This window comes from Sphingobacterium sp. R2 (genome assembly GCF_040760075.1).
Classification (GTDB): Bacteria; Bacteroidota; Bacteroidia; order Sphingobacteriales; family Sphingobacteriaceae; genus Sphingobacterium.
The window spans coordinates 1,564,932-1,585,769 of sequence record NZ_CP142884.1 but is presented as its reverse complement, the minus strand read 5'-3'; the positions used below and the strand labels follow the sequence as shown (position 1 = coordinate 1,585,769).

General features: G+C 40.0%; 17 protein-coding genes. 9 read left to right on the top strand and 8 right to left on the bottom strand.

The genetic code is table 11. The features are described from left to right. Positions 1-182 precede the first annotated feature (182 nt). Positions 183-350: a hypothetical protein gene (locus tag VXM68_RS06630; protein WP_312365298.1), complete on the top strand. Its 168-nt coding sequence runs from the start codon at positions 183-185 to the stop codon at positions 348-350. A 43-nt stretch (positions 351-393) separates the two neighbouring features. Then, entirely contained in the window at positions 394-2,346 is a 1,953-nt protein-coding gene (locus VXM68_RS06625; RefSeq protein ID WP_312365297.1) for a fimbrillin family protein, read from the top strand. 580 nt (positions 2,347-2,926) lie between these two features. Here the strand turns inward: VXM68_RS06625 and VXM68_RS06620 are convergent. Next, a complete protein-coding gene (locus VXM68_RS06620) occupies positions 2,927-3,328 on the bottom strand; it encodes a hypothetical protein (protein WP_367210829.1) in 402 nt (133 codons plus the stop codon). A 220-nt stretch (positions 3,329-3,548) separates the two neighbouring features. Here VXM68_RS06620 and VXM68_RS06615 point away from each other — a divergent pair, with 220 nt between their 5' ends. Next, positions 3,549-3,962 carry a hypothetical protein gene (locus tag VXM68_RS06615; protein WP_367210828.1) on the top strand — a complete coding sequence of 138 codons (414 nt, stop codon included), beginning with the start codon at positions 3,549-3,551 and terminating at the stop codon, positions 3,960-3,962. Between the two features lie 192 nt (positions 3,963-4,154). Here the strand turns inward: VXM68_RS06615 and VXM68_RS06610 are convergent, their stop codons facing one another. Then, positions 4,155-4,991: a helix-turn-helix domain-containing protein gene (locus VXM68_RS06610; protein WP_367210827.1), complete on the bottom strand. Its 837-nt coding sequence runs from the start codon at positions 4,989-4,991 to the stop codon at positions 4,155-4,157. Next, positions 4,967-5,413 carry a response regulator gene (locus VXM68_RS06605; RefSeq protein WP_293956049.1) on the bottom strand — a complete coding sequence of 149 codons (447 nt, stop codon included), beginning with the start codon at positions 5,411-5,413 and terminating at the stop codon, positions 4,967-4,969. Before VXM68_RS06605 ends, VXM68_RS06610 begins: the two co-directional genes overlap by 25 nt. A 472-nt stretch (positions 5,414-5,885) precedes the next feature. On the opposite strand from VXM68_RS06605, the gene VXM68_RS06600 reads away from it, so the two are divergent. Next, positions 5,886-7,142 (top strand): tyrosine-type recombinase/integrase, encoded by a 1,257-nt coding sequence (locus VXM68_RS06600; protein WP_367210826.1) that lies wholly within the window; start codon positions 5,886-5,888, stop codon positions 7,140-7,142. Between the two features lie 31 nt (positions 7,143-7,173). On the opposite strand, the gene VXM68_RS06595 is transcribed toward VXM68_RS06600, so the two are convergent. The 4 genes from VXM68_RS06595 to VXM68_RS06580 all read right to left on the bottom strand — a co-directional run bounded on the left by VXM68_RS06595 (position 7,174) and on the right by VXM68_RS06580 (position 11,862). Beyond that, positions 7,174-8,364 carry a C1 family peptidase gene (locus VXM68_RS06595; RefSeq protein ID WP_367210825.1) on the bottom strand — a complete coding sequence of 397 codons (1,191 nt, stop codon included), beginning with the start codon at positions 8,362-8,364 and terminating at the stop codon, positions 7,174-7,176. Then, positions 8,361-9,503: an acyltransferase family protein gene (locus VXM68_RS06590; RefSeq protein WP_367210824.1), complete on the bottom strand. Its 1,143-nt coding sequence runs from the start codon at positions 9,501-9,503 to the stop codon at positions 8,361-8,363. The genes VXM68_RS06595 and VXM68_RS06590 overlap by 4 nt, the downstream gene beginning before the upstream one ends. A gap of 107 nt (positions 9,504-9,610) precedes the next feature. Continuing rightward, positions 9,611-10,693: an endonuclease/exonuclease/phosphatase family protein gene (locus VXM68_RS06585; RefSeq protein WP_367210823.1), complete on the bottom strand. Its 1,083-nt coding sequence runs from the start codon at positions 10,691-10,693 to the stop codon at positions 9,611-9,613. Between the two features lie 95 nt (positions 10,694-10,788). Continuing rightward, on the bottom strand, positions 10,789-11,862 hold the full coding sequence (locus VXM68_RS06580; RefSeq protein WP_293956054.1) for a mechanosensitive ion channel domain-containing protein: 1,074 nt from the start codon (positions 11,860-11,862) through the stop codon (positions 10,789-10,791). Between the two features lie 800 nt (positions 11,863-12,662). Between VXM68_RS06580 and gldL the strand changes: the two genes are divergently transcribed. The 4 genes from gldL to VXM68_RS06560 all read left to right on the top strand — a co-directional run bounded on the left by gldL (position 12,663) and on the right by VXM68_RS06560 (position 17,854). Next, positions 12,663-13,475 (top strand): gliding motility protein GldL, encoded by an 813-nt coding sequence (gene gldL / locus VXM68_RS06575; protein ID WP_293956055.1) that lies wholly within the window; start codon positions 12,663-12,665, stop codon positions 13,473-13,475. 30 nt (positions 13,476-13,505) lie between these two features. Beyond that, positions 13,506-15,041, top strand: a complete 1,536-nt coding sequence (gene gldM, locus VXM68_RS06570) for a gliding motility protein GldM (protein ID WP_367210822.1) — start codon at positions 13,506-13,508, stop codon at positions 15,039-15,041. A 702-nt stretch (positions 15,042-15,743) separates the two neighbouring features. Then, positions 15,744-15,935 (top strand): hypothetical protein, encoded by a 192-nt coding sequence (locus tag VXM68_RS06565; RefSeq protein ID WP_367210821.1) that lies wholly within the window; start codon positions 15,744-15,746, stop codon positions 15,933-15,935. 41 nt (positions 15,936-15,976) lie between these two features. Further along, positions 15,977-17,854 carry a hypothetical protein gene (locus tag VXM68_RS06560; RefSeq protein ID WP_367210820.1) on the top strand — a complete coding sequence of 626 codons (1,878 nt, stop codon included), beginning with the start codon at positions 15,977-15,979 and terminating at the stop codon, positions 17,852-17,854. Between the two features lie 126 nt (positions 17,855-17,980). Here the strand turns inward: VXM68_RS06560 and VXM68_RS06555 are convergent, their stop codons facing one another. Beyond that, on the bottom strand, positions 17,981-19,072 hold the full coding sequence (locus VXM68_RS06555) for an ATP-binding protein (RefSeq protein ID WP_367210819.1): 1,092 nt from the start codon (positions 19,070-19,072) through the stop codon (positions 17,981-17,983). Positions 19,073-19,428: 356 nt separating this feature from the next. Between VXM68_RS06555 and VXM68_RS06550 the strand changes: the two genes are divergently transcribed. Next, positions 19,429-20,823, top strand: coding sequence for an IPT/TIG domain-containing protein (locus tag VXM68_RS06550; RefSeq protein WP_367210818.1), 1,395 nt, complete (start codon positions 19,429-19,431; stop codon positions 20,821-20,823). Positions 20,824-20,838: the final 15 nt, after the last annotated feature.

Genomic DNA, 20,838 nt, shown 5'->3' with positions numbered 1-20,838 from the left:
TAAATTAGAAACCAAAAAATAGAAAAATAACTAGAAATATCCAGGCTACAATAGCAATATAATTGCCTATACGCAAAGGCAAGCCGTTAGATCCTAGGCATTTCTGAAGATATCAGGGTTAAATTGTCCATTAAATTTTAACCCGCACTAGTAATAGTGCGGTATATCCAAATAATATCATCATGAATAAGAACGCAAAAAAAATGTACGTAGCTCCGTCCATTAGAGAGCACGTAGTTGAACTTGAGCAAGGCATTGCTGCAGGTTCTCAGGCACAACCAGGTTCAACACCACAAACCGACGGTTGGGGAGCAGGTCCAGACGGTACTACTACCGGAGAGGGTGCTTAATGTATAATCATCACATTACTTAACAACACGAAAAAGCACTAAAATGAGATTTCATCTGACTAAAAGAGCTCACTGGGTTGTTGCGATGGCAATGCTAGCAATCCCCGGGACATTAATCACAAGTTGCTCCAAGGACAACAAGACTGAAAATGTCGACAACAAAACAAATGTCCTCACTGTAGCGGTGGGGGGCATCAAAACCAGCGGCAACGATGGCGCAGTAAAAGTTGGCTCGGCGAAACCGAGCACAACGACAAGCAAAATCCATTCATTTTCCGATGTAGACATGGTTGTTTCGACTGACCACAATTTACCAACCATTACCAATGATGGGATAGCAGTAAAACGATCTGGCGGATTAGCCGCGGATGTCGCCCCTGGCGTCACTGAAGATATGGTATCAGGCACAAAATATGTTGTCTATATCTATTCGGGAACAACACTAATTACCGCCAAACAGCTGGTAGCAGGTACAGCAGGTACGATCGAAGGGCTTAATCCCGCCACATCTTACACATGGATAGCCCTTTCTTACAACACTTCCGATAACGATCAACCTGCTCTTACACCAACAAATGGATCGATTGCTTTGGCACAAAATAAAGATGTGCTTTATGCTTCAGGAACCGTAAATCTGGCAACAAACTCTAACATCAACATCCAATTCAGCCATAAATTTTCACGTATCGGAATTGAATTGAACACCAAGGGTGTATTTGGTAATATCACAGGTAATCCTACAGTCAATGTTACTGGACTAAACTTAGCCACAGGTAGCATCGCATTGCTTGATGGAACTGTTACAGCAGGCGCAAGCTTCACGCCAACGTTAACTTACGCCAACTTTACAAACATCGATCCGGCATTTAATGATGCAAAAATCGCTTACGTGTATACAGCATCCACTGCTGCACAAAGCGCAATTAATGTACAGGTCCAAAATTTAAACATTAGTCATGTCGACGGAAGTTTAGCGCGCACCTATTTTACTACCGCTTCAAACTTTCCCTTTGCAGTAACACCGCAACTAGGAAACAGTCATCGCCTGCTGTTGAATGTGGTGGAATCTCCATTAATCACAAATTACGGAGGACGCACTGTAAAATGGGCTCGGTCTAACCTGTTCTACAGAGGCAACAACGGCAATGGCCGCAATTATGCATTCTATGCAAATAATCAATTAACAGCTAGGGCTAACGGCTATTTTGCTTTCGGAAGTATTGTTCCTGGACAATTTGCAACTACGACAACAAATAATGGCGATCCATGTAAGTTGGTATATCCAGCAGGCCTATGGAAACAACCTGCAAAGGCAGACTTTGCTAACATGGTACGAGGAGATATTGAAGTAAATCAACTTACTGGGGCATTAGGTGGCCTGGGCCAAGTAGTTGACGCAACAGGAGTAACAGGACTTGCAAATATAATTACGAATCTATTGACTAATGCAACATCTTTGCTAGTAAATACAGCAGCACCTAATTCAGCATTAGCTCCTTCCACTCCATTTAATTATGGTCAGTACACATTAGCTTCTGGTGCAAACGGTGCTCCTACTTCAGGTTCGAATGCTTTTGGTGACGTAAACAGTGCATCCAACAGACTTCGCTTTTACTATAATGGTGAGATTTCAAATGTCAATATCTTACCCCTACTTGGAAACGGTGGTTTAGCAAATATTGGTTTAAATGATCTTAGTGTTGACATTGCAAACTTCCAAGTGGCAAACTTAAATCTCCCCTTACTCAGTAGTTACGGCAGAGCAACAACGCTTTGGACAAATGAACAAGGAGCTAATATTGTTGGCTTAGTTGGCGCAGGTACATGGGGTTATTATGGTAACGCTGGCCGTAGTCTAACTTTAGTTCCACTATCCTTAGGCACTCGATTCCACATGGCAAACAATACCGGCCAGCTTTTGAATGGAGTTAGCGCATTAGGTGCAAATGTACTAAGTACATCATTCAAAAACGTTCGCTGCGTACGCGTAAACTAAAAAAAAATAAGCATAAGATAATTTTTGGAGCTTCGGCGACCAAAAGTGGACGGCTAGAAATTCTAGCCGTCTTTTTTTTGAAATGTAGTACTTAAGCTACCTATCAAATTTTTACATGATTTTAGCATTTTTTAACAGGAGCAATTCCGTATAATTTTTTTACATTTGGGCCATCAAGTCATTTTTTTTGCGTTCGACTTGATAATATTAATGGATAGAATGGGGCGAAGGCGTTCGCCCCATTTATTTTACCCATCAGTATACAACTGTGTTTATAGACATCAACTGATCAATTTTTAAACAAAAAATGCCCCAAGCAAGAAACTTTCCCCGAATGACACCATAGCTTTTCTTCGGCTGGTTAAATGGCTAAATAACTTTTCAGCCCAGCTACATCTGGTCGCTAGCATGAATTTCGTCTAGGGCAAAAAGCGGCTTACGATGCTTCGACCCTTCAAACCAAGCTGGAAATTCTTGCGAAAAAGAAATTTTCACTTTTAAAAAACGTCCTTTTTGCTGTTTTAAGCCAAATGAAACTGGGTAACATATCGGATCTTCGGCAATAAGACCAGTATTGATCTTATATGTCCCGATGTTCACGTAAAATATTATCGTTTGAGGTTTCTACCGCTATTTCATCCGGAAGAAATAGATAATGTGCCGGATCCAATAGAAAATTAAGCTGAATTTGCGAAGCCATTCTTTCATTCGAAAAAGGAAAAGCAATCTCTACATCCTTACTATCAAATAATAGCCAATTGTAACTATAATCCGTTGTTCCCGATAAGCCATCATTCAGTGTTGTTTTTCCATTCGCTGGAAAATCTTCCAAAAAAGAAGGTTTAAACTGAGGATGTATTCCTTGGAGCAATGAAGGCAAATAGGGTTTATTTAATAGTGTGAGCCATTGCTGCCGGTATTGCTCGAGACTGCCGTTGACTTCAGCCAACTCGACAGCTCCCCCGAAGAGCAATAACAGCATCAAGTCTAATGCCAGTTACAGAAAATAGAATTGCGCAAAATAGAGATTTTGCACACGATAATCCACAGTTTTTACACCCCATTATTCATTTTATTCAAGTAGCTTTGATCATCAGTTTTCAAAAAACGCCGCATTAGACCCTAGTGTACCTATTCAAAGGTATTGACTAAATCGTATTGTAAAACGCTCATTAGATAAAATTGCAGTGAAAAGATTAAGTATGGGAAAAATATCAGATCAGCAATTAGCAGAGATAATTTCAAAAAGAATACTGGAAATCATAAATTTAACCGGGCTGACCATCGAGAGCCTTGCCAGTCTGGCTAATGTTTCCACATCAACTATCCGGAGTGCTTACCGTAAAAACAGTTCACTATCTGTAGACAGTCTATCAAAAATATGCTTACCTTTTACTATAAAGCTTTCAGACTTTTTTGATCCAGCTTTATCGTTAAAAATTGAAGTAGAAAACCTGCCCCATTTGATGTACTTGAAAAAACGCCTTATTGTAAATGGAGAATTAAAAAACTCCAAATTACCTATAGATGAAAGAATCAATCGGAGCGAGCACTCATTGCCAATATTATCCTCCAATCCAATTACTTTGAGACCCCAAGAACAATCGATACGATGATCCGTGATTTTAAAAAAGAGTATCAGATAAATTTCACTCCCGAGAGATTATACGCCTTACTTTTAAAGCATTTAGGCAGTGGGCTGCTCAACAAAAGGGCTTTACCGAAATTAGCTCAAAGAATACCAGCCAGTAGGCGCCCTTACCTCTACTTTAAAAAAGAGTCGAAAAAGCAAGGATAGACTCCCCTAATTAAATCAGACGAAAGGAAAGCGGATTGTTGCCTGTCTGTCGTTTAAAAAAATTGCGAAAATTAGATTCATCCGAGAATCCCATTTCATAGGAAATCTGAGATATCGACAGATTAGTATGCTGAATATAGCGCAAAGCCTGCTCAGTGACAACAGTCGATATGACACATTTAGCCGATTTACCGCTAACAGACAAACACAACTCCGTCAGCTTCCGTGGCGAAAGGTGCATACGGTCCGCATAATATTGTACACTGGTATGCTCGCGGTAATGCTTATGTAAAAGCACGGAAAATCTATTAAATGACTGAATAGATGTAGTCTCTACAGATGACCGCACTGTGTCCAACGTTAGCATTTTTTGATACCCGTCTAGTAATAAAGATTCAAAGCAATGATGCGCAACCATCCTATCGATTGCACAATCCCCAGTACATCCTCGCAAACGCGCCACGATAAGTTTCTTAAAAACCAGATATGATCTGCATTCACGCATTGACAGAAAAGGATGATTTCCAAAAAATAATCCCGAATGCAGTATTTCAGTATCATCTTTCGACCTTTCGTAAAAGTCTGCTGTGAACCACAGCAAGTATCCTTCTGCAACTTTAGCTTCAGCAAGCTCGACTTCGTATTGTGGTCCGATGAATATGAGTTCGTTTGCAGCAAAATCATAGGACAATCGACCAATTTTTATACGGACAGGCGAGCAGGTACGAATAATTGAAAAAACCGAAGCATTGTGCAGCCTCTTACTAAGATGACTACAATATTCAGCGAGATGAAGCACATCAAACTGCCGCTCTTTTTTTCCTATAACTGATTTACAAAATTCCATTTCCTGAACAAATTCTTCTCAAAATCAATAATATCCAGATTTTCACAGAGCATAGTATAATGATAGATAGAGTTCAACATCTTTCGGGGAGATTGTTTTGAAAAAACAAGTTTTACACCACTATCCAAAAATCTCTTTTTTTCATCTGCACTTTCGCTGGCAGAATAACCAAATAAACGAATCATCGGATACCGACGTCGCAATAAACGAGCCGTTTCCATACCGTCCATCTCCGGCATATGCAAATCCAGAATACACACATCTGGATGATCGATACTCTTCTCAAGGAGATGAACAAGCTCCTTTCCATTGTGACAAGAATATAGCATCTCATAGTTCCCCATTTCGCGAGCCAAATGTTCAATTACTTTCACGTGCAATACATTATCATCTACAAATGCAAGTTTTAATTTACTGTCCATGGAGGTGATTGCTAAATTATAAATTTGACACCTTATAATCTACACGATGGCTGTGCTTAAATTCACGATTGAAACACATGTACATTGACTTGTCGAAACTTTCCTGTATAATTAAAAGCATTTCAATTTTAGGCGCGATATATCTCTGTTTACTACTCATATTTAGGTCAATTATAATTTTTTCTACAAACTTGTACGAGCTATTTTAATTGTAAATTATTAGTCTAATTCAGACTAGAAAAAAAACATTACACTCTGATTACAAATAAGATACATAGAAATATTTTTGATTTTCAACGGGACTTTTGTACAAATAAAAACATTTACTAACCAAATGGTTATTTTAAAGGCATATCTTGTAATTAGTTAAAAAAAAATAGTTATATTTGGATAGGTAGAATTGTAGTCTGAATTAGACTAATCTGTATAATCTAGTATCTTTATGCTCAGACAATAGCAAAAAGTTTACCTCATGATTTTTAATTTTACTTTATTGAATCCTACTTCAATATCTTTCATCTACCTTGCATTTGTTGACGAGCAACAACAGCAATTCTTGATTAAAACTCCTTTAAAAATTATTCCATCTCAATGGGATCAAGAAAAGCAAAGGCCCATCAATATCTATTTAAAGAAATTTAAAAAGCTAAATACAAAGCTCGATGTGCTAAAAATTGCAATAGCATCATATATTGCTGACTTAAAGCTTAATAAAAAGGAATTTTCACTACGGGCAATCAACCGATTGGTCAAAAAATGCTGCACAGACTCAGAACTTACACTTCCAGCAGGAGGACTGCTACAAAGTGTAGACAATTTTATCAAAAGCCGAATACACCTGATTACCCCAACCACGCACAAACGATACCTGGTTTTCTTCCGCTTATTAAAACGCTTTGAAGGCTATCAGAAGAAATATCTTATGCTGGAGCAAGTGAATAGCACATTTGTACAGCAATTTATTGCATATGGCGAAGCGGAAAACTATAGTATAAGTACGATCCACCGCACAATTCACTTCGTACGAACAGTACTTAATTTTCTGGAGAAAAGAGGGGTCAGAACATTTGTTTATGAGTTAGAACTTCCCAAGGTCCGGAAAATAAACCGTGCCATAAGCCTTAATGAAGACGAAATTAGTACCATAAAAAATGTAGACGTACCAGCTCATCTAAAAGCCGCTAAAGACTGGCTGATAATTAGCTGCTACACAGGGCAACGCGTATCTGATTTTATGAATTTCAATCTCGATATGATGGAAATTCTAGATGGCAAGCCCTGCTTATCCTTTACCCAGCAAAAAACACAGAAAAGCATCTTACTCCCACTACACCCAACTGCATTAATTATTATGTCAAATAATGGGCACAGCTTCCCTCACAAAATGACTGCCCAAAAATATAATGAACAAATCAAGGAAGTCACTCGCCTAGCAGGCATTACTACATTGGTAAAAGTTAGAAAGCGCAAAGGGTTTCGCGCCTCAGATCAGCTTATCCCAAAATGTGAGGCCATTACCAGCCATATTGGGCGAAGAAGTTTTGCCACAAACTTTTATGGTAAAATTCCGACAGCCTTACTAATGGATGCAACAGGACATAGTACAGAGCAGATGTTTCAGCGCTACATCAGTAATGTTGATACGGAACGCACGCGCACCCTAGGCACTTACCTGGAAAGCATGTACCAAAATCGAAGCAGGACAAAAGAACAGCAGTTGAGCAGTTAGATTCAACAAATAATCTGGGAAAACCATACGCTTATCTATTCAGCTGATCACCAACTGATTTTTTTAGCGACGTCTCAAGGGCATCTTGATGAACCATTAAGGCTGTACTTTTATAGCATAAATATTCTTTCGTGAGATATATAAATCCCCGGAAGGCATTGCCCCTGCCCCAAGAATTCTTAGCCAAATAGTACTCTCGCCCATTTTCATCTTTAGCTAAGCCTATAATATGTAGCGCATGATCGTCTGTTGTTTCCCATGCATCAAATGCCTCTTGGCGCATCAAGGGGTCAACTTTGCGCTCGGCTTGCGGCCGCACAAATTGATACCTCTTTTCTTCCGTTGTCATCATCGACGCTGACTTCTGAGGGACATAAGCGATACCATAAGGCCAGGAAAAACCAGGCTCCGAAATATCGATTGTACACGCTACCGTAAAACCTTTTTTTAAAGCCCCATCAACGACAGCGGTAAGTTCTTTCATAGGTATATTATAAAATTGACTGAAAGACCAATTGTCGGGAATCAAAAAAACAAAAGATTTATAGTAAGGAGCCGTGGTAACGGAGGCAATATGGATATATTGATCCGGATCAATGCCTATAAACTCATCAGCAAAGCTACGCGCTGTATATATTTTACCCTGGTAGTCAAAATGATCAGGCACTTTCCCCAGATAGTCGTCCATCACAGCCTCGATATCGCGCTCCCAACTGCTTTTCAGGACTCTTGCCTTTACCATACCAGACAGTGTGCTGTTCAAAATAGCGCGCATGTGTTTAAAATTACCCGGGCGATTCCCCGCTTTAACGCCAGTATAAACAGCCGTCGGCATCGCCCCATGCAGGCGCAACATGTCTATCACATCATGAAGCTGCCCACCCTCATTTAATTTTAATCCACCATGCAGGCGGAGGTAATTCCGCGCCCGTTCCAGATAGGCCATCCGGACCGTATACAACGGCGAAATCGCCATAGGAGTTTTACCCATTCGGATCATTTCTGATTCAAGAAAGGAGTTCCCAGTATAAGACCAACAGGTATTGGAAGCACCTTGGTTCTTCACTGCTGTACATTCTAACCGGATCAAATCAGTAAAGACAAATTCTGACCGCCGCAGCGTCGAACTATGCGGATAATAAAATCGGTAAAAAAGTCCAATACTTACCAAAATAGAAAATGTGACGGCCAAGAGGATCCGAGTTTTCCGCTTTTTCATCATAATCTACCTCCACATATAAAAGCTGTAAAGGTGGGCAATAACCTTCTTAAAACCCAAAAAAACAGCAAGCCCAACAGAATAACACAGGCTGGACAAACGAAATATATAAACAGCAGCATAACATCCGTTTGCGGCTTAACCCAACTAAACAAAAATTTGATGATAAATACCAATGGCAAACGGTGATAAGCAAATATAAAAAAACTTGCACTAACCAAAAAGTGATTTGTACACCAGCTACCCTTTTCAATAAAATAGCCCGTCACAGCTACCGCAGATATCAAACCCAACAATACATTGGTACAATACAAATAGCTCCACCCACCCTTTCCAAATCCATAAAACGCTGCTACGATCAATAGCATATAACATATCAAGGGCCAGGGTAAAAAGGACTTGAAGATAAGCACAAAGTTCTTATTATATAAACTAAAATAAGCCCCTGCTGAAAAGAAAAAAAAGGATACACTGCTCCATCCTGGCAGGTAAAAATAGGGATTCAAAACCCACACTACCCCAGTTATCAGCACGGCAAATATACCCAACTTCCTAATTACAAAGTAAATGATCGGGGATAGCAGTACAACCACCATCAGATCACGAATAAACCAAAATGGCGAATTGATAGGTAAATTTTTTGCTGCCTGCCCATGCACATGGGAAGTGTCCCACAAAGACCAAAGCCAATCGGCGACACTGTACTGAACTATAGGCTTATTGGAGCCCGACAATAGTTCCCCAAAAAAGGTTTGTGCAAAAAAGAAAAAAAGTAATACCAACAAATTCCAAAAAATATATGGAATCAGCAAACTATTTATCCGCTTTCTTAACTTATTAAAATAATCCAAAAACGAAAAAGACTCCGTACCATAAAAAAAAAGGAAACCAGAGATAAAAAAGAAAAGTGGCACACATACCTCAAACACAAGCTTCGAAAAGAGAAAAAAAACCTGTGCAAAAACAGCAAATTGACCAATGTCAACCTGTCTCGCGCCTTGAATGATAATATTTGAAAAATCCGTATGAATAAAAACCACTCCAACAATCAGCGGAAAACGTAAAAAATCAATAGTATTCGACAAGAGCTGTTCTGACGTCAAATAACCTAAAGTCGAAGGGTGAGAATGTTCTCTTTCCATGAATTGGATTCGGTTGTCTTGATTATTACCGTAAATTAAACATTTTCAGGCAAATTTCCTTCTTTTTTTTTCATTATAAGAAACCTCGTCCCAAATTTCTGCTTTGATTATTCCTTATCAGAATTTCGATTATCGCTTTCCTCAAGCTTACCAGCAGCAATCATTTCATTCACATCAGACATGTCCCCCATTTCCAAATGTTCGATCGCCTCAGCCTGCTCTTCTGAGTAGTGGTCAATAAAGAATGTACAACCTATTGGAAAATGATCAGAGCCTATAGACGGATACGTAAACAGTTTATCAATAAACACCGTTGGGCTATGGAATAAAAGATCCAACGGCACTCTGAAAAACCAATAATTCGCATGGAAGGTCGATAGTATACCCCTGCCGATACGGGCGTCGATTAATTTACTTGTTTTTTTAAATAGGAGCGAAGACTTTGCCCAAGCCACGTTATTAAAATCTCCAGTAACAACGACGGGCACTTTATAATCAGTTACGCGCTTTGCGACACTGAGCAGATCGCCATCACGCTCTTTGCTATTTTCTTCTTCTGTTGGACTTGGTGGCGGTGGATGAACAGCAAAAAAAACAAACCGATGCCCATCAGGAGTTTCCAGTTCGGCCTCGATACTCGGAATATCATCAGCTACAAAATAATGTACCTCACTTTTATTGATTTTCAGATTAGTATAAAAATGCATGCCATAGGTATTGTCTAATGTTACCTTCTCATAATTAGCGTAATCCTTTTCCAATACACGCAAGGCTCTTTCCCATCCAGCATCACTTTCCATGGTCAAAAAAATATGAGGTCTCTCTTTCTGAATCAGCTCGATAAAGCGATTATACGCTGTATTGAATTGCAGTATATTACAAGAGATTACCTTAATGCTATCTGATGCACCATCACCCTTTTGATACGTTTCTCTGCGCCAAAATTTGGTATAGCGAATCAATATATAGCTATGGTATACAATCATAGTGAACTGTATACCCTGAAGCCACCAAATCCAAGGATCATCGCCTACCAAATAAAAACCCAGCGTAACGGTGGGCACCTGAAAGACCAATAACTGCAATTTGACGAACTCAGCTACCCGAAAGACCCAGTGTTGGCTTTGGACAAAGGGTAATACACTCAGTATAATCAATATACTCGAGACTAAAATATAGAAAATCAGCATATCGCTAGGGCTAACATTTTCAACAAACTTAAACAAATTATACAGATTTCATCAAATGATTGTATTCGATTGGTTTTAGACCGTTAAAAATCGTTTTACACCTTCTCCTCATAGTCTACCCTCGTTTTAGATAACGCGTGCGGGAAATTTGTATGGATATATGCAATCATTTCCTCTCGGATATAACAGCGGAGGTCAAAAGCCTGACCCGAATTGCGGCAGCTCATCAGACACCGAATTTCCATGGTACGCTCTTTAAGATCAGTCACCTGAAGCACATTGACCTGACCATCCCAAAGCGGATGCCCGGAAAGTAGTGTGGTAAATTTCTCACGTAAGAGCTGTACAGGTACCGTAAAATCTGTATAGATAAATACTGTTCCCAATATTTCAGAAGTAGTCCGCGTCCAGTTCTGAAAAGGCTTCTCAATGAAATAAGTAATGGGCAATACCAAGCGGCGCTTATCCCATATATTCACAACCACATAGGTCAGGTTAATTTCTTCAACACGCCCCCACTCTCCTTCAACCACCAATACATCATCCATGCGAATGGGCTGCGTAAAAGCGATCTGAAAGCCTGCGAGCAAATTCCCGAGCGACTTCTGTGCTGCAAACCCAATAATGATACCGCCCACACCTACGCCTGTCAACAAACCCGCGCCAATCTTTTGCATACTATCAAAACTTAGCAGAATAATTGCCAAAGAAATCACAATAATCAGCGTAACAACCACCTTTCGGATAAAGACGATCTGAGTTCTGATCTTCCTTTCACGCAAATTATTCTCCTTGTTGATATCAAAACGATGGTAAAGATAATCTTCAAAAACCTTGATCCCTTGTATCAATACTAGTGCAAAGAAACTGACCAGTAAAAGTTCATTAGTCTTGCTAACAACACGTAGCGTCCTTTCGTTAAATTGAGCAAACGGCAGCAAACTGTTAAATAAAATCAGAGGTATAAAAACACTCAGAATACGGTTAAATCGTTTGACAAAGGAACGGAATACACTGTAAGACTCCTGCTGAATCGCTTGCCTTCGCAAAAGCGGTATAAAAATCAGCTTAATCAAAAAACCGACCAAAAATGAAATTAGAATTAATGCAATATTCCATAGCCATGAAGGCCATTGCTGTGAAAGTTGGATTAATGTTTCGTTCATCATGCTTTCTTATCTGTGTTTACGTTTTGTTCCTATAAAAGAATAACTGTTAAGAACGGCTAACGTTTGCATTATTTTCATAAAGATAGAAGGAAACATGAGTTAGAATACATTTCCATATTGCCACAAACCGTATTTTAAAATCGATCTTTGCATAGGAATCGTACTATTAAACGATTATAAAAACAAAAAAAAATGACAAAAAAAATCAAAAAAATTAAAAAATACTTTTTAAAACAGAAAAAAACTAGGATAATCTAATAAAATCATGAAAAAATCCATAAAAATTCAATAAAAAATCATATTTGTTTGGTATAAATCGTTTTTAAAAGCATTAAAAACATTATAAATATCAAAAAGAAACAAAAAATTCTTAAAAATTTTAAAATAAAAACAAAAAAAGCTATATTTACAACACCTTAATAGGTTTATAATTGGTTATTTAAAGGTTTTCATCTCCCCGATTGAAAACCTTTTTTGTTTTTCCCATATTTTACGCTCATACCATACAACACAAAATTAGATTTAGAGAGAAAACCCAATTGGTATGATACACAGTCCAATAATATGATTAACAATCCCACCATCATATCTAAATTCTCAGCTATCCAAAAACATGACCATTGTTAATAACCTTTTGGTATGTTTTTTGAGCCTAAACAGCCTATTGCAAGGCAACTAACAAAATATGTACATCAGCATGCGATCTACTATAGAAAACACAGATACCGTTTATTGATGATGGAAATAAACTAGCACAATAAACTTTCCAAGAAAAATTAAACCAAAACATAGAGATAACAATGAGCAAGAAAAAAGACAATTCTAGATGGCTGAATGTGGCCATATCCTGGGGAGCGAGTATCGTCATCATCGGGGTACTATTTAAAATTCTACATATCGGCGGCACCACAGCCAATTATATGATCGGAATCGGTTTAGGGGTAGAAGCCTTCCTTTTCTTTTTAATGGGGTTCAATCCGCCGCCACCGGAACCAGACTGGACCCGTGTCTATCCTGAATTGGACGAAAAATTTAATGGTGAACTGCCACAAAGAGCGAAAACTGTTGTCGCCCAGCCGGCCGGCCCCTCAGCAACTGCAGCTTTAGACAAAATGTTTGCCGATGCCAATATCGAACCAGCAAGCATCGAAAATCTAGGCCGAGGCCTACGTGACTTTAGTGAAAAGGTATCTGCCATAAATAAGCTTTCCGATGTCTCATTAGCAACAGAAGAATTCACCAATAAGCTGCGAACAGCGACTTCCAAGTTTGACAACCTGAGCATCGCCTTCGAAAAAGCCTCCGAAAACCTTGTCGCGATGTCAAATACTTCAGGCGATACGTCCAACTACCACCAGCAGGTAAAGAGTTTGACAACAAATCTAAGCCAGCTGAATGAGATGTACGAACGCGAATTGCGCGATTCGGCATCCCATTTACAATCGATGAACAAGTTTTATGAGAATCTGAGCTTTACCATGCAAAACTTCAACGAATCGCTGGATGATTCCAAAGCATTTAAAGATGAAGTGGGCAAGCTTGCTAAAAACCTGAATGCCTTGAACGCCATATACGGCAATATGCTGAGCGCGATGAATCAGCCGCGTGTGTAATTAATTCATGTATTACTTAAATCAAAAACAATGGCATTAGGAAGAGAAACTCCAAGACAAAGGATGATAGGCATCCTCTATCTGGTCTTGCTCGCCTTATTGGCGCTCAATGTACCGGACTCCATCTTGGATGCATTCAAAAATATCAACAACAGTCTCGAAACATCCAAATCGAATGTCAGCACAGCAGTACAGCAGCTGTTCACTGCATTTGAAAATACCAAGCTGAAAGAAGAGCCTGCACGTGCGAAGCCCATCTATGACAAGGCAAAAAAAGCTCAGGCAATTATCGGCGAACTCAACCAGTATATAGCCTCTCTAAAAGAAGAATTTGTCAAACAGGGCGGTGGATATGACGAAGAAAAAGGCGATCTAGCCCAGCGTGAAAACGAAGACATCTCTCCAAATCTTATGATCAATGAGAAAAAAGGCACCGTATTAAAAGACAAAATCAATGCTACGCGCACAAAATTGCTCGCCCTGCTCACACCTGAAGAACAAAAGATGGTATCATTTTCCTTGGAGGCAAAAGATCCAGAAAAAGCCGTTAATGGCAAAAAATCATGGGAGGAAATCAATTTCGGTAGCGGCACCCCTTTAACCGCTGCGATGACCATTTTAACGAAAATACAAACAGACGCGCAGAATGCAGAATCTGATGTAGTTAAACTTATCTTGGGCAAAATGGATCAGGCGGTGGTCAATCTAGATAAATTTGCAGCAGTTGCTGTTGCCCCAACATCCTACTTAGTACAGGGCCAGCCCTACAAAGCAGAAGTATTTCTGACAGCATCCGATTCCAAATCTCAACCCGCAATCTCGGTCAATGGATCAGCACTTCAAGTAGTTGATGGAAAAGGGGTATATGCAGTCAATACCAGCCGTGAAGGAATCTATACCTGGACCGGCGTGATCAAAGTCAAACAGACCGACGGATCATATAAGGAATATCGCACCCCTGTACAGACCTATCAAGTAGCACGCCCGTCGGCCGTCGTCTCACCCGACAAGATGAATGTACTCTATATCGGTGTAAATAATCCTATTTCGGTATCAGCCCCAGGAACGCCAGCCGATAAAATCCGTGTCAGCATGAGCGGAGGCAGCATTTCAAGTGCCGGTGGCGGCAAATACAATGTGAAGGTAAGCTCTCCGGGAACAGCACATATTTCCGTTTCTGCCGAGGTAGCACCTGGAAAAACACAAACATTGAGTTCGACCGAATTCCGTGTGAAACGCATCCCAGACCCTATTGCCAAATTTGCGGGCAAAACAGGTGGCTCTATGGCTACCGTGGCACTTAAAGCACAAAATGCACTTTTCGCGAAATTAGATAACTTTGACTTCGACGCTACCTTCAGGGTAACCAAGTTTACGATGATCATTGCCAAGCCACGGGCTGATGCCATCGTATTATCGACATCCGGAGGGCAGCTGAGTTCGAGCATGTCTTCGGCACTAAATGGAATTGTACCGGGCACCCGCGTAATCTTCGACAATATCGTTGCAGTAGGTCCTGACGGAACATCCCGCCAGCTCAATGCTGTCGCTTTAACGGCAAATTAATAGAACCATACAACGAAGCTAAAGCCCAGCTTTATTGAACTGGGCTTTACTTTATACTAATTTAAACAGCAAGCCAAGATTTATACCATCCTAGCCCTCTTTTTTGGGCTCTTGCCCATCTGGAGACCTAATTACTACCCCGTTATCTACAAGCAGTTTAATCTCAAGTCCAACAGACTTCTTACCAACGCCCCCAGTACGAAATACAGTCATCCACGCAAAAACAAAATTGGCTTGCAGCGATGATTAAATAGACTGTACAGCAGTATATATCAACACAGTGCTTCACCAATTCATGTACATAAGCAAAAAAATAATTTTACTGCCTGTTATTCTTTACTTTCTGTAGTGGACAAGCTACATCGTTCCGGTGTGATCGTTGCTCTTTAGTAAAACCAATTTCCATTGATAGAAATAAGATGTCTTATAAAGGAAAATGTCCAAAAAAAAAACTAGTCTCTTAATAAAATAATCGGTCTTCCTAAGTACACAAACCAGTTTCACGATTTAGCACTGTTGCTCAATCATTTTTTTTCTAAAAATGAAAAGTTCCTTATGGGGTCGCCATATTGATCAGCATACCTCTTTTAATCAACTTTGAAATGAATTAAATAATATATTTTTTAATCATTAGCGTGGTAAACTTCGAGTGATAATGATTGAATAGATAGCATTACTAAACAAGCAATTAAAATCGTAAAAATGGAAGAAACAAAAAGACTGAGGACAACCTATGCACCTCCAAAAATCACTTTACTGACAATAGCGATGGAACAGGGGATCGCGAAAAGCTCAGCTATACTTAGGCCGGGCGATATCTATCACCCAGATCAGCCCGTCACCCAAGACTGGAATGACAAGGGCGTCTCTGGTAGTAAAGATTTCGATATGTAAAATTACTCGACATTTTTATAAAATAGATTGAAAAGTATACAATGAATTCAACAATAAAAAAAACAACGAAATTAATATGGCCTTTGATAGTCTTAGGCATTTGTTCTGGAATGTTAGCGTCTTGTTCAAAACGTGATCAAGCAGAGGTTTCCGAAAATGGAGAAACAAAACTCATATTCCAAATAAAAGGAATTGATGAGGGCACTGTAGCAGTTGCAAAACTAGAAATGCCCACAGGTAAAACGAATGAAAAGGAGTTATCACATCCTTTTGCACTCGGAAAAGAAAAATTGGTGACTACGCCAACTGTAGATGCACTGGTTAGCATGGAAGTCATAAAGACACAAGGAATGTCCGCAAAAAAAACTGTAGTTAGGAATGCTGTGGATACACTAAATAAAACTGCGATTGCTCCGAAAGCTGCTTTAACGTTAATGCCAAGTGGAATTAAATATCGTTTGATGGTTTATGATCAATCAAGTACAACATTAATAAAAGATGTCGAAGCTGTGTCGGGTACTAATCCCAATATTCAAGTCGATGGCGGAAAGACCTACCAATGGGTCGCAGTATCGATTAATGAAGCTACCCTTCCAACAATCAGCAACAATACCATTTCAGCAGCCGCGCTGGCCAATAAGGATGTGATATATGCTTCTGGTGTTATTACTGCTAATGTTGGAGAAAATTACTTAAACATCACGTTTCAACGTAAAACGACCCGATTGGATGTAGATATCGATTCGAGAGGGATATTTGGTGGAATCACCAATTTTGAATCACTAGACATAGGAACAGGCACTGGAGCGAACTTTACTAGCTTAATACGCTCTGCAAATTTCAACATCTTAACCGGAACATGGTCTGGCCATACCGCAGTTACTCCAACAGCCAATGTAAGTCATATCACTAATAAAAATACTGCTACGGACAACTTTGTAAAAACACTATCTGTTTATACAGTGATTCCTGCAGGTACAACAATTGCGGCTAACAGTTTAACCTTAAAGCCCATTTTTCAAATTGCGATGGATCCCTATGTACACATTCAACCATCCAATACCAATGTAAAAACAAGAACTTATGGGGACAATAATACCTATCTATCCTTTAGCAATGCGAGTTTCGCGCCATTAGCAGGAGATCAATATCGCATTGCAGCCCGTATGATAGAATCTCCTCTTCGGGTTGCTGGAATTTCCTGGGCACGGGCAGATCTGTATTACGATTCCCGATCTGGAGCATTAGACCGCTATAAGTTCAGGCCAGATGCCGGTTCTTATCATTGGATACTTAATAGTAATTCAATGGATACAGAGAAAAATGGCTATTGGAATTGGATGTCGTTAACGCCAACTGGAACACCAGGTTCTGGTGACCCTTGTGCATTGGTTTATCCTGCTGGACTATGGCGAATGCCAAATTTGAATGAAATGACAACACTTGTAAATCGCGAAGCGTCCCTTTATCAATGGCCAAACACCAGACAAGATCGTATCAATGCAATATATGGTTATAGCGGTGTTAATCGAATGTGGCCGCTAGATGAACCACAACCAGCATCTTATGGTAAGTTTAACGATTATTCGGATCATTTTATGCTGATGTTTAATGGTTACAGAAATCTAAACGGCGGACTTTCAAGTTCAAGAATGACATTAAATCATATGGTTAAGGCTACGTCAACAGGAAGTGATAATAGAGAGGTATATGTATTTATGTATTATCAAACGTCAGCCGAAAATGGGACAGCAGGACTCGCTTTATCACAAAGAGCTACCGTGTCTTACTTTGATAGTGTCACCCCTGATCTACCTTGGCAACATTCTTCAACGCAATTGCTTTCATTAACCAAAAGAGAGATTGCCTCGCTAAACAAATTACAGGGATTCAACGTCCGCTGTGTACGAGCACAATAAGACAACACATAAATAGCTTATCTTCTTTACGGGGAGATGTTCCTATCCAAATTCAGCGAGGAAACATCTCCCCTTCTAAAACAAATAAAATCTCAACATTCAACAAACAGCTGAAACATACATCCATTAATGCGTTGGAAAAAACAAGCGAATAACCGTTCCCTTACCTGGCTTACTGGAGAGATTAACAGTACCGTTCAAACGCTCCATCAACTCCTTTACCAATGAAAGCCCTATTCCCGATCCCTGCGCTTCAACAGTGTTGCTCGCACGCTCATGCGCTTTAAATACAAGCTCCAAATCTTCTTCCGGAATACCAATCCCATTATCTTCCAAATAATAGACAGTCCCTTTGCTCGTATTTTCACTATAGATAGCAAGATAATCCTGCTCTGTCTGCTTGGCGTATTTTACAGCATTAACAATCAAATTAAAAAAAATCTGATACACCACACCACAGTCTGCTTCCAGCTGGAGGAGATTCCCCAATCTAAACGCCAACTGCGATTCGGGGTAAATAAGCTTAGCTTCAGCAATCCATTCGACAAGTTTTTTATCCATCTCGATACATTCCCTAATGGGATTGACAGCACGTATTTTATTGATCTGCAGAGTTTGGTTAATGATAGACTGAATATTCTCTATCGCACCGCGCATATTTTCATACCACTTTTGCTGAACATGTTCCGGTAAACTGATATCCTTTTGACGCAACATATCGTTTCCCATCTTCAAAATAGACAATGGATTTTTTAAATCATGGGAAAGCGTATTGGACAAGAGATCCAATTTTCTATTGAAAGAAATTTGCTCCTTTTGGCTCTCCGCTTTCTCATAGGCAAGCTTTCTTTCAGTAACATCCCACGAGGAGTGTAGAATAGCATAGGTATTTCCCTTCTCGTCCAGCAAGGCTTTATACTCGAAATCAAAGTATCTTCTGATAATATTTTTGCCGGATACGATATCAGCAGGTGTATCCTTGGCCCGATAGGTAATTCCGGTTTTCCAAACATTTCTTAAAATAGATGAAAATCCTTCTTTTTCAAAACTGGGAAAGCAAGCACTTAAAGTACGTCCTATAATCGAGCTGTCTGCATGCCAAGTACGCAGCATCGCCTGATTGGCAAAGGCAATATTCAAGTCCGCACTATCATAGATAGCCGTAGCTAGCGGAGACTGCTCCAGTACCGAAAGCAAAAGGTGCTCATCAAAAGGCATAAACAAAAATTTAGTTTTCGTGTATCAATAAATATATGGGAATTCTAAACAAATTTACGCAACAGAAATAATGCCATTATTGCACTCCTTTACACAAAGAAAAATTAAAAAATAGCTGTAAAAAACGCATATACCAGTATCCTAACAAATTAGCCGCGCGCGCGGCCTGAGACAAATCAACAAAAGATTGAATGGATTGATATTGCGCATTCGCCGAAATTAGCAGTATTAGATAAACCAATTTATAAACCAAATTCACGATTACTCTTAATTCTCGCTGTCCACAAACGCGAATCTCGAGAAAATCAAACGAATACTTCAAGTAGTTTGAAAATCGGCAGAATTTAACCGAATGAATGATGAAAAAGTATAAAAAGCATTTCATGCACCTCAGCTTAGCTGTGATTTTCGGTCTCCTTTTTAATTCCTGCAAGGAAAAAGAAGGTGCTAGTGAAGATCCAGACAAAGGTATTTCAGGCAAGGCCGTTTTTACCGATTTTGCCCCTAAAAAAGGAGCAGTCCGCACAAGGCTGTATATTCAAGGAAGTAATTTCGGCAGCGATGTCAACAAAATCAAAGTCTTTATCGGTGAACAGGAACTCAAAGTTGTGGGATCAAATGGGAGTCAGATCTATTGCATGATCCCGCGGTACACCAGCTCTGGAAAAGTCAAAGTCGTCATCACCCGAAACTCCGGAGAAGCAGTCGAACATGTTTTCCCCGATGAATTTCAGTATGCTAAAAGTACCGCCGTCGGCACGCTTGTCGGTAATGTGGATGAAAACGGCAACTCATCCATTATAGATGGTAATTTTGATGAGGCAAGATTTGCCTATCCAGCGTATATAACCTACGAGCCCGAAAGCAATGCACTCTTCGTAACCGAACTGGACAGAGCCGTCCGCCGCGTAGACCTGCAAACCAAAACAGTCTCCACACTGATTACCAATGGACAGGCCGGTTTCACAAAAATGCAGACGACTACATTAAGTGCTAATACCGATACCTTATTCCTCACCGATGACAACCAGAATCTGACAGCCAGAACCAAGGTCGCCATTGCCTATTCCCTCCGCTCCGAAAACTACCGCCGGGTACATCCTTATCTCTATGATCCTGCCGCCTATTCATGCGCCCCACACCCCATTCACAATAACATGTTCTACAATGGCTACGCAGGTATAGCCATCAAAAAGGCTATATTTGACCCCTTCCTCAACGAACTCGGACCCAAGGAGCTCTTTAAAATTGGCGGAAATACAAATAGCAGCTCGCTGATCTTTTTTCATCCAACAGGCAACTATGCATACATCGTTTCCTACGGCTGTATCTATAAAAGCGTGTACGACTGGACGACCCGAGAACTGCAACCACCCATTATCTTTGCCGGTAGTCCTACAGCCAAAGGCGATGTCGATGCCATCGGCACTTCTGCCCGAATCGAGCGTGCCTATCAAGGTGTATTCGTAAAAAACCCCGACTATGCAGGACAGGCCGATGAATATGATTTTTACTTCTGCGACCAATACAATCAAAGTATCCGAACGTTAGCCCCCACAGCTGTGGTCAGCACTTTCGCAGGTAAAGGTAGCCCCACCCCCGATGGTAGTAAAAGCGGCTATATTGATGGTGACCCGCGCAAGGAAGCCCGGTTTGCCGATCCCACAGGAATCGCCTACGATGAAGAACGTAAGATATTTTACATTGCAGAGCGCAATAATAAACGTATCCGCACCATATCGATCGAATAAAGAAATTTAAAAGCA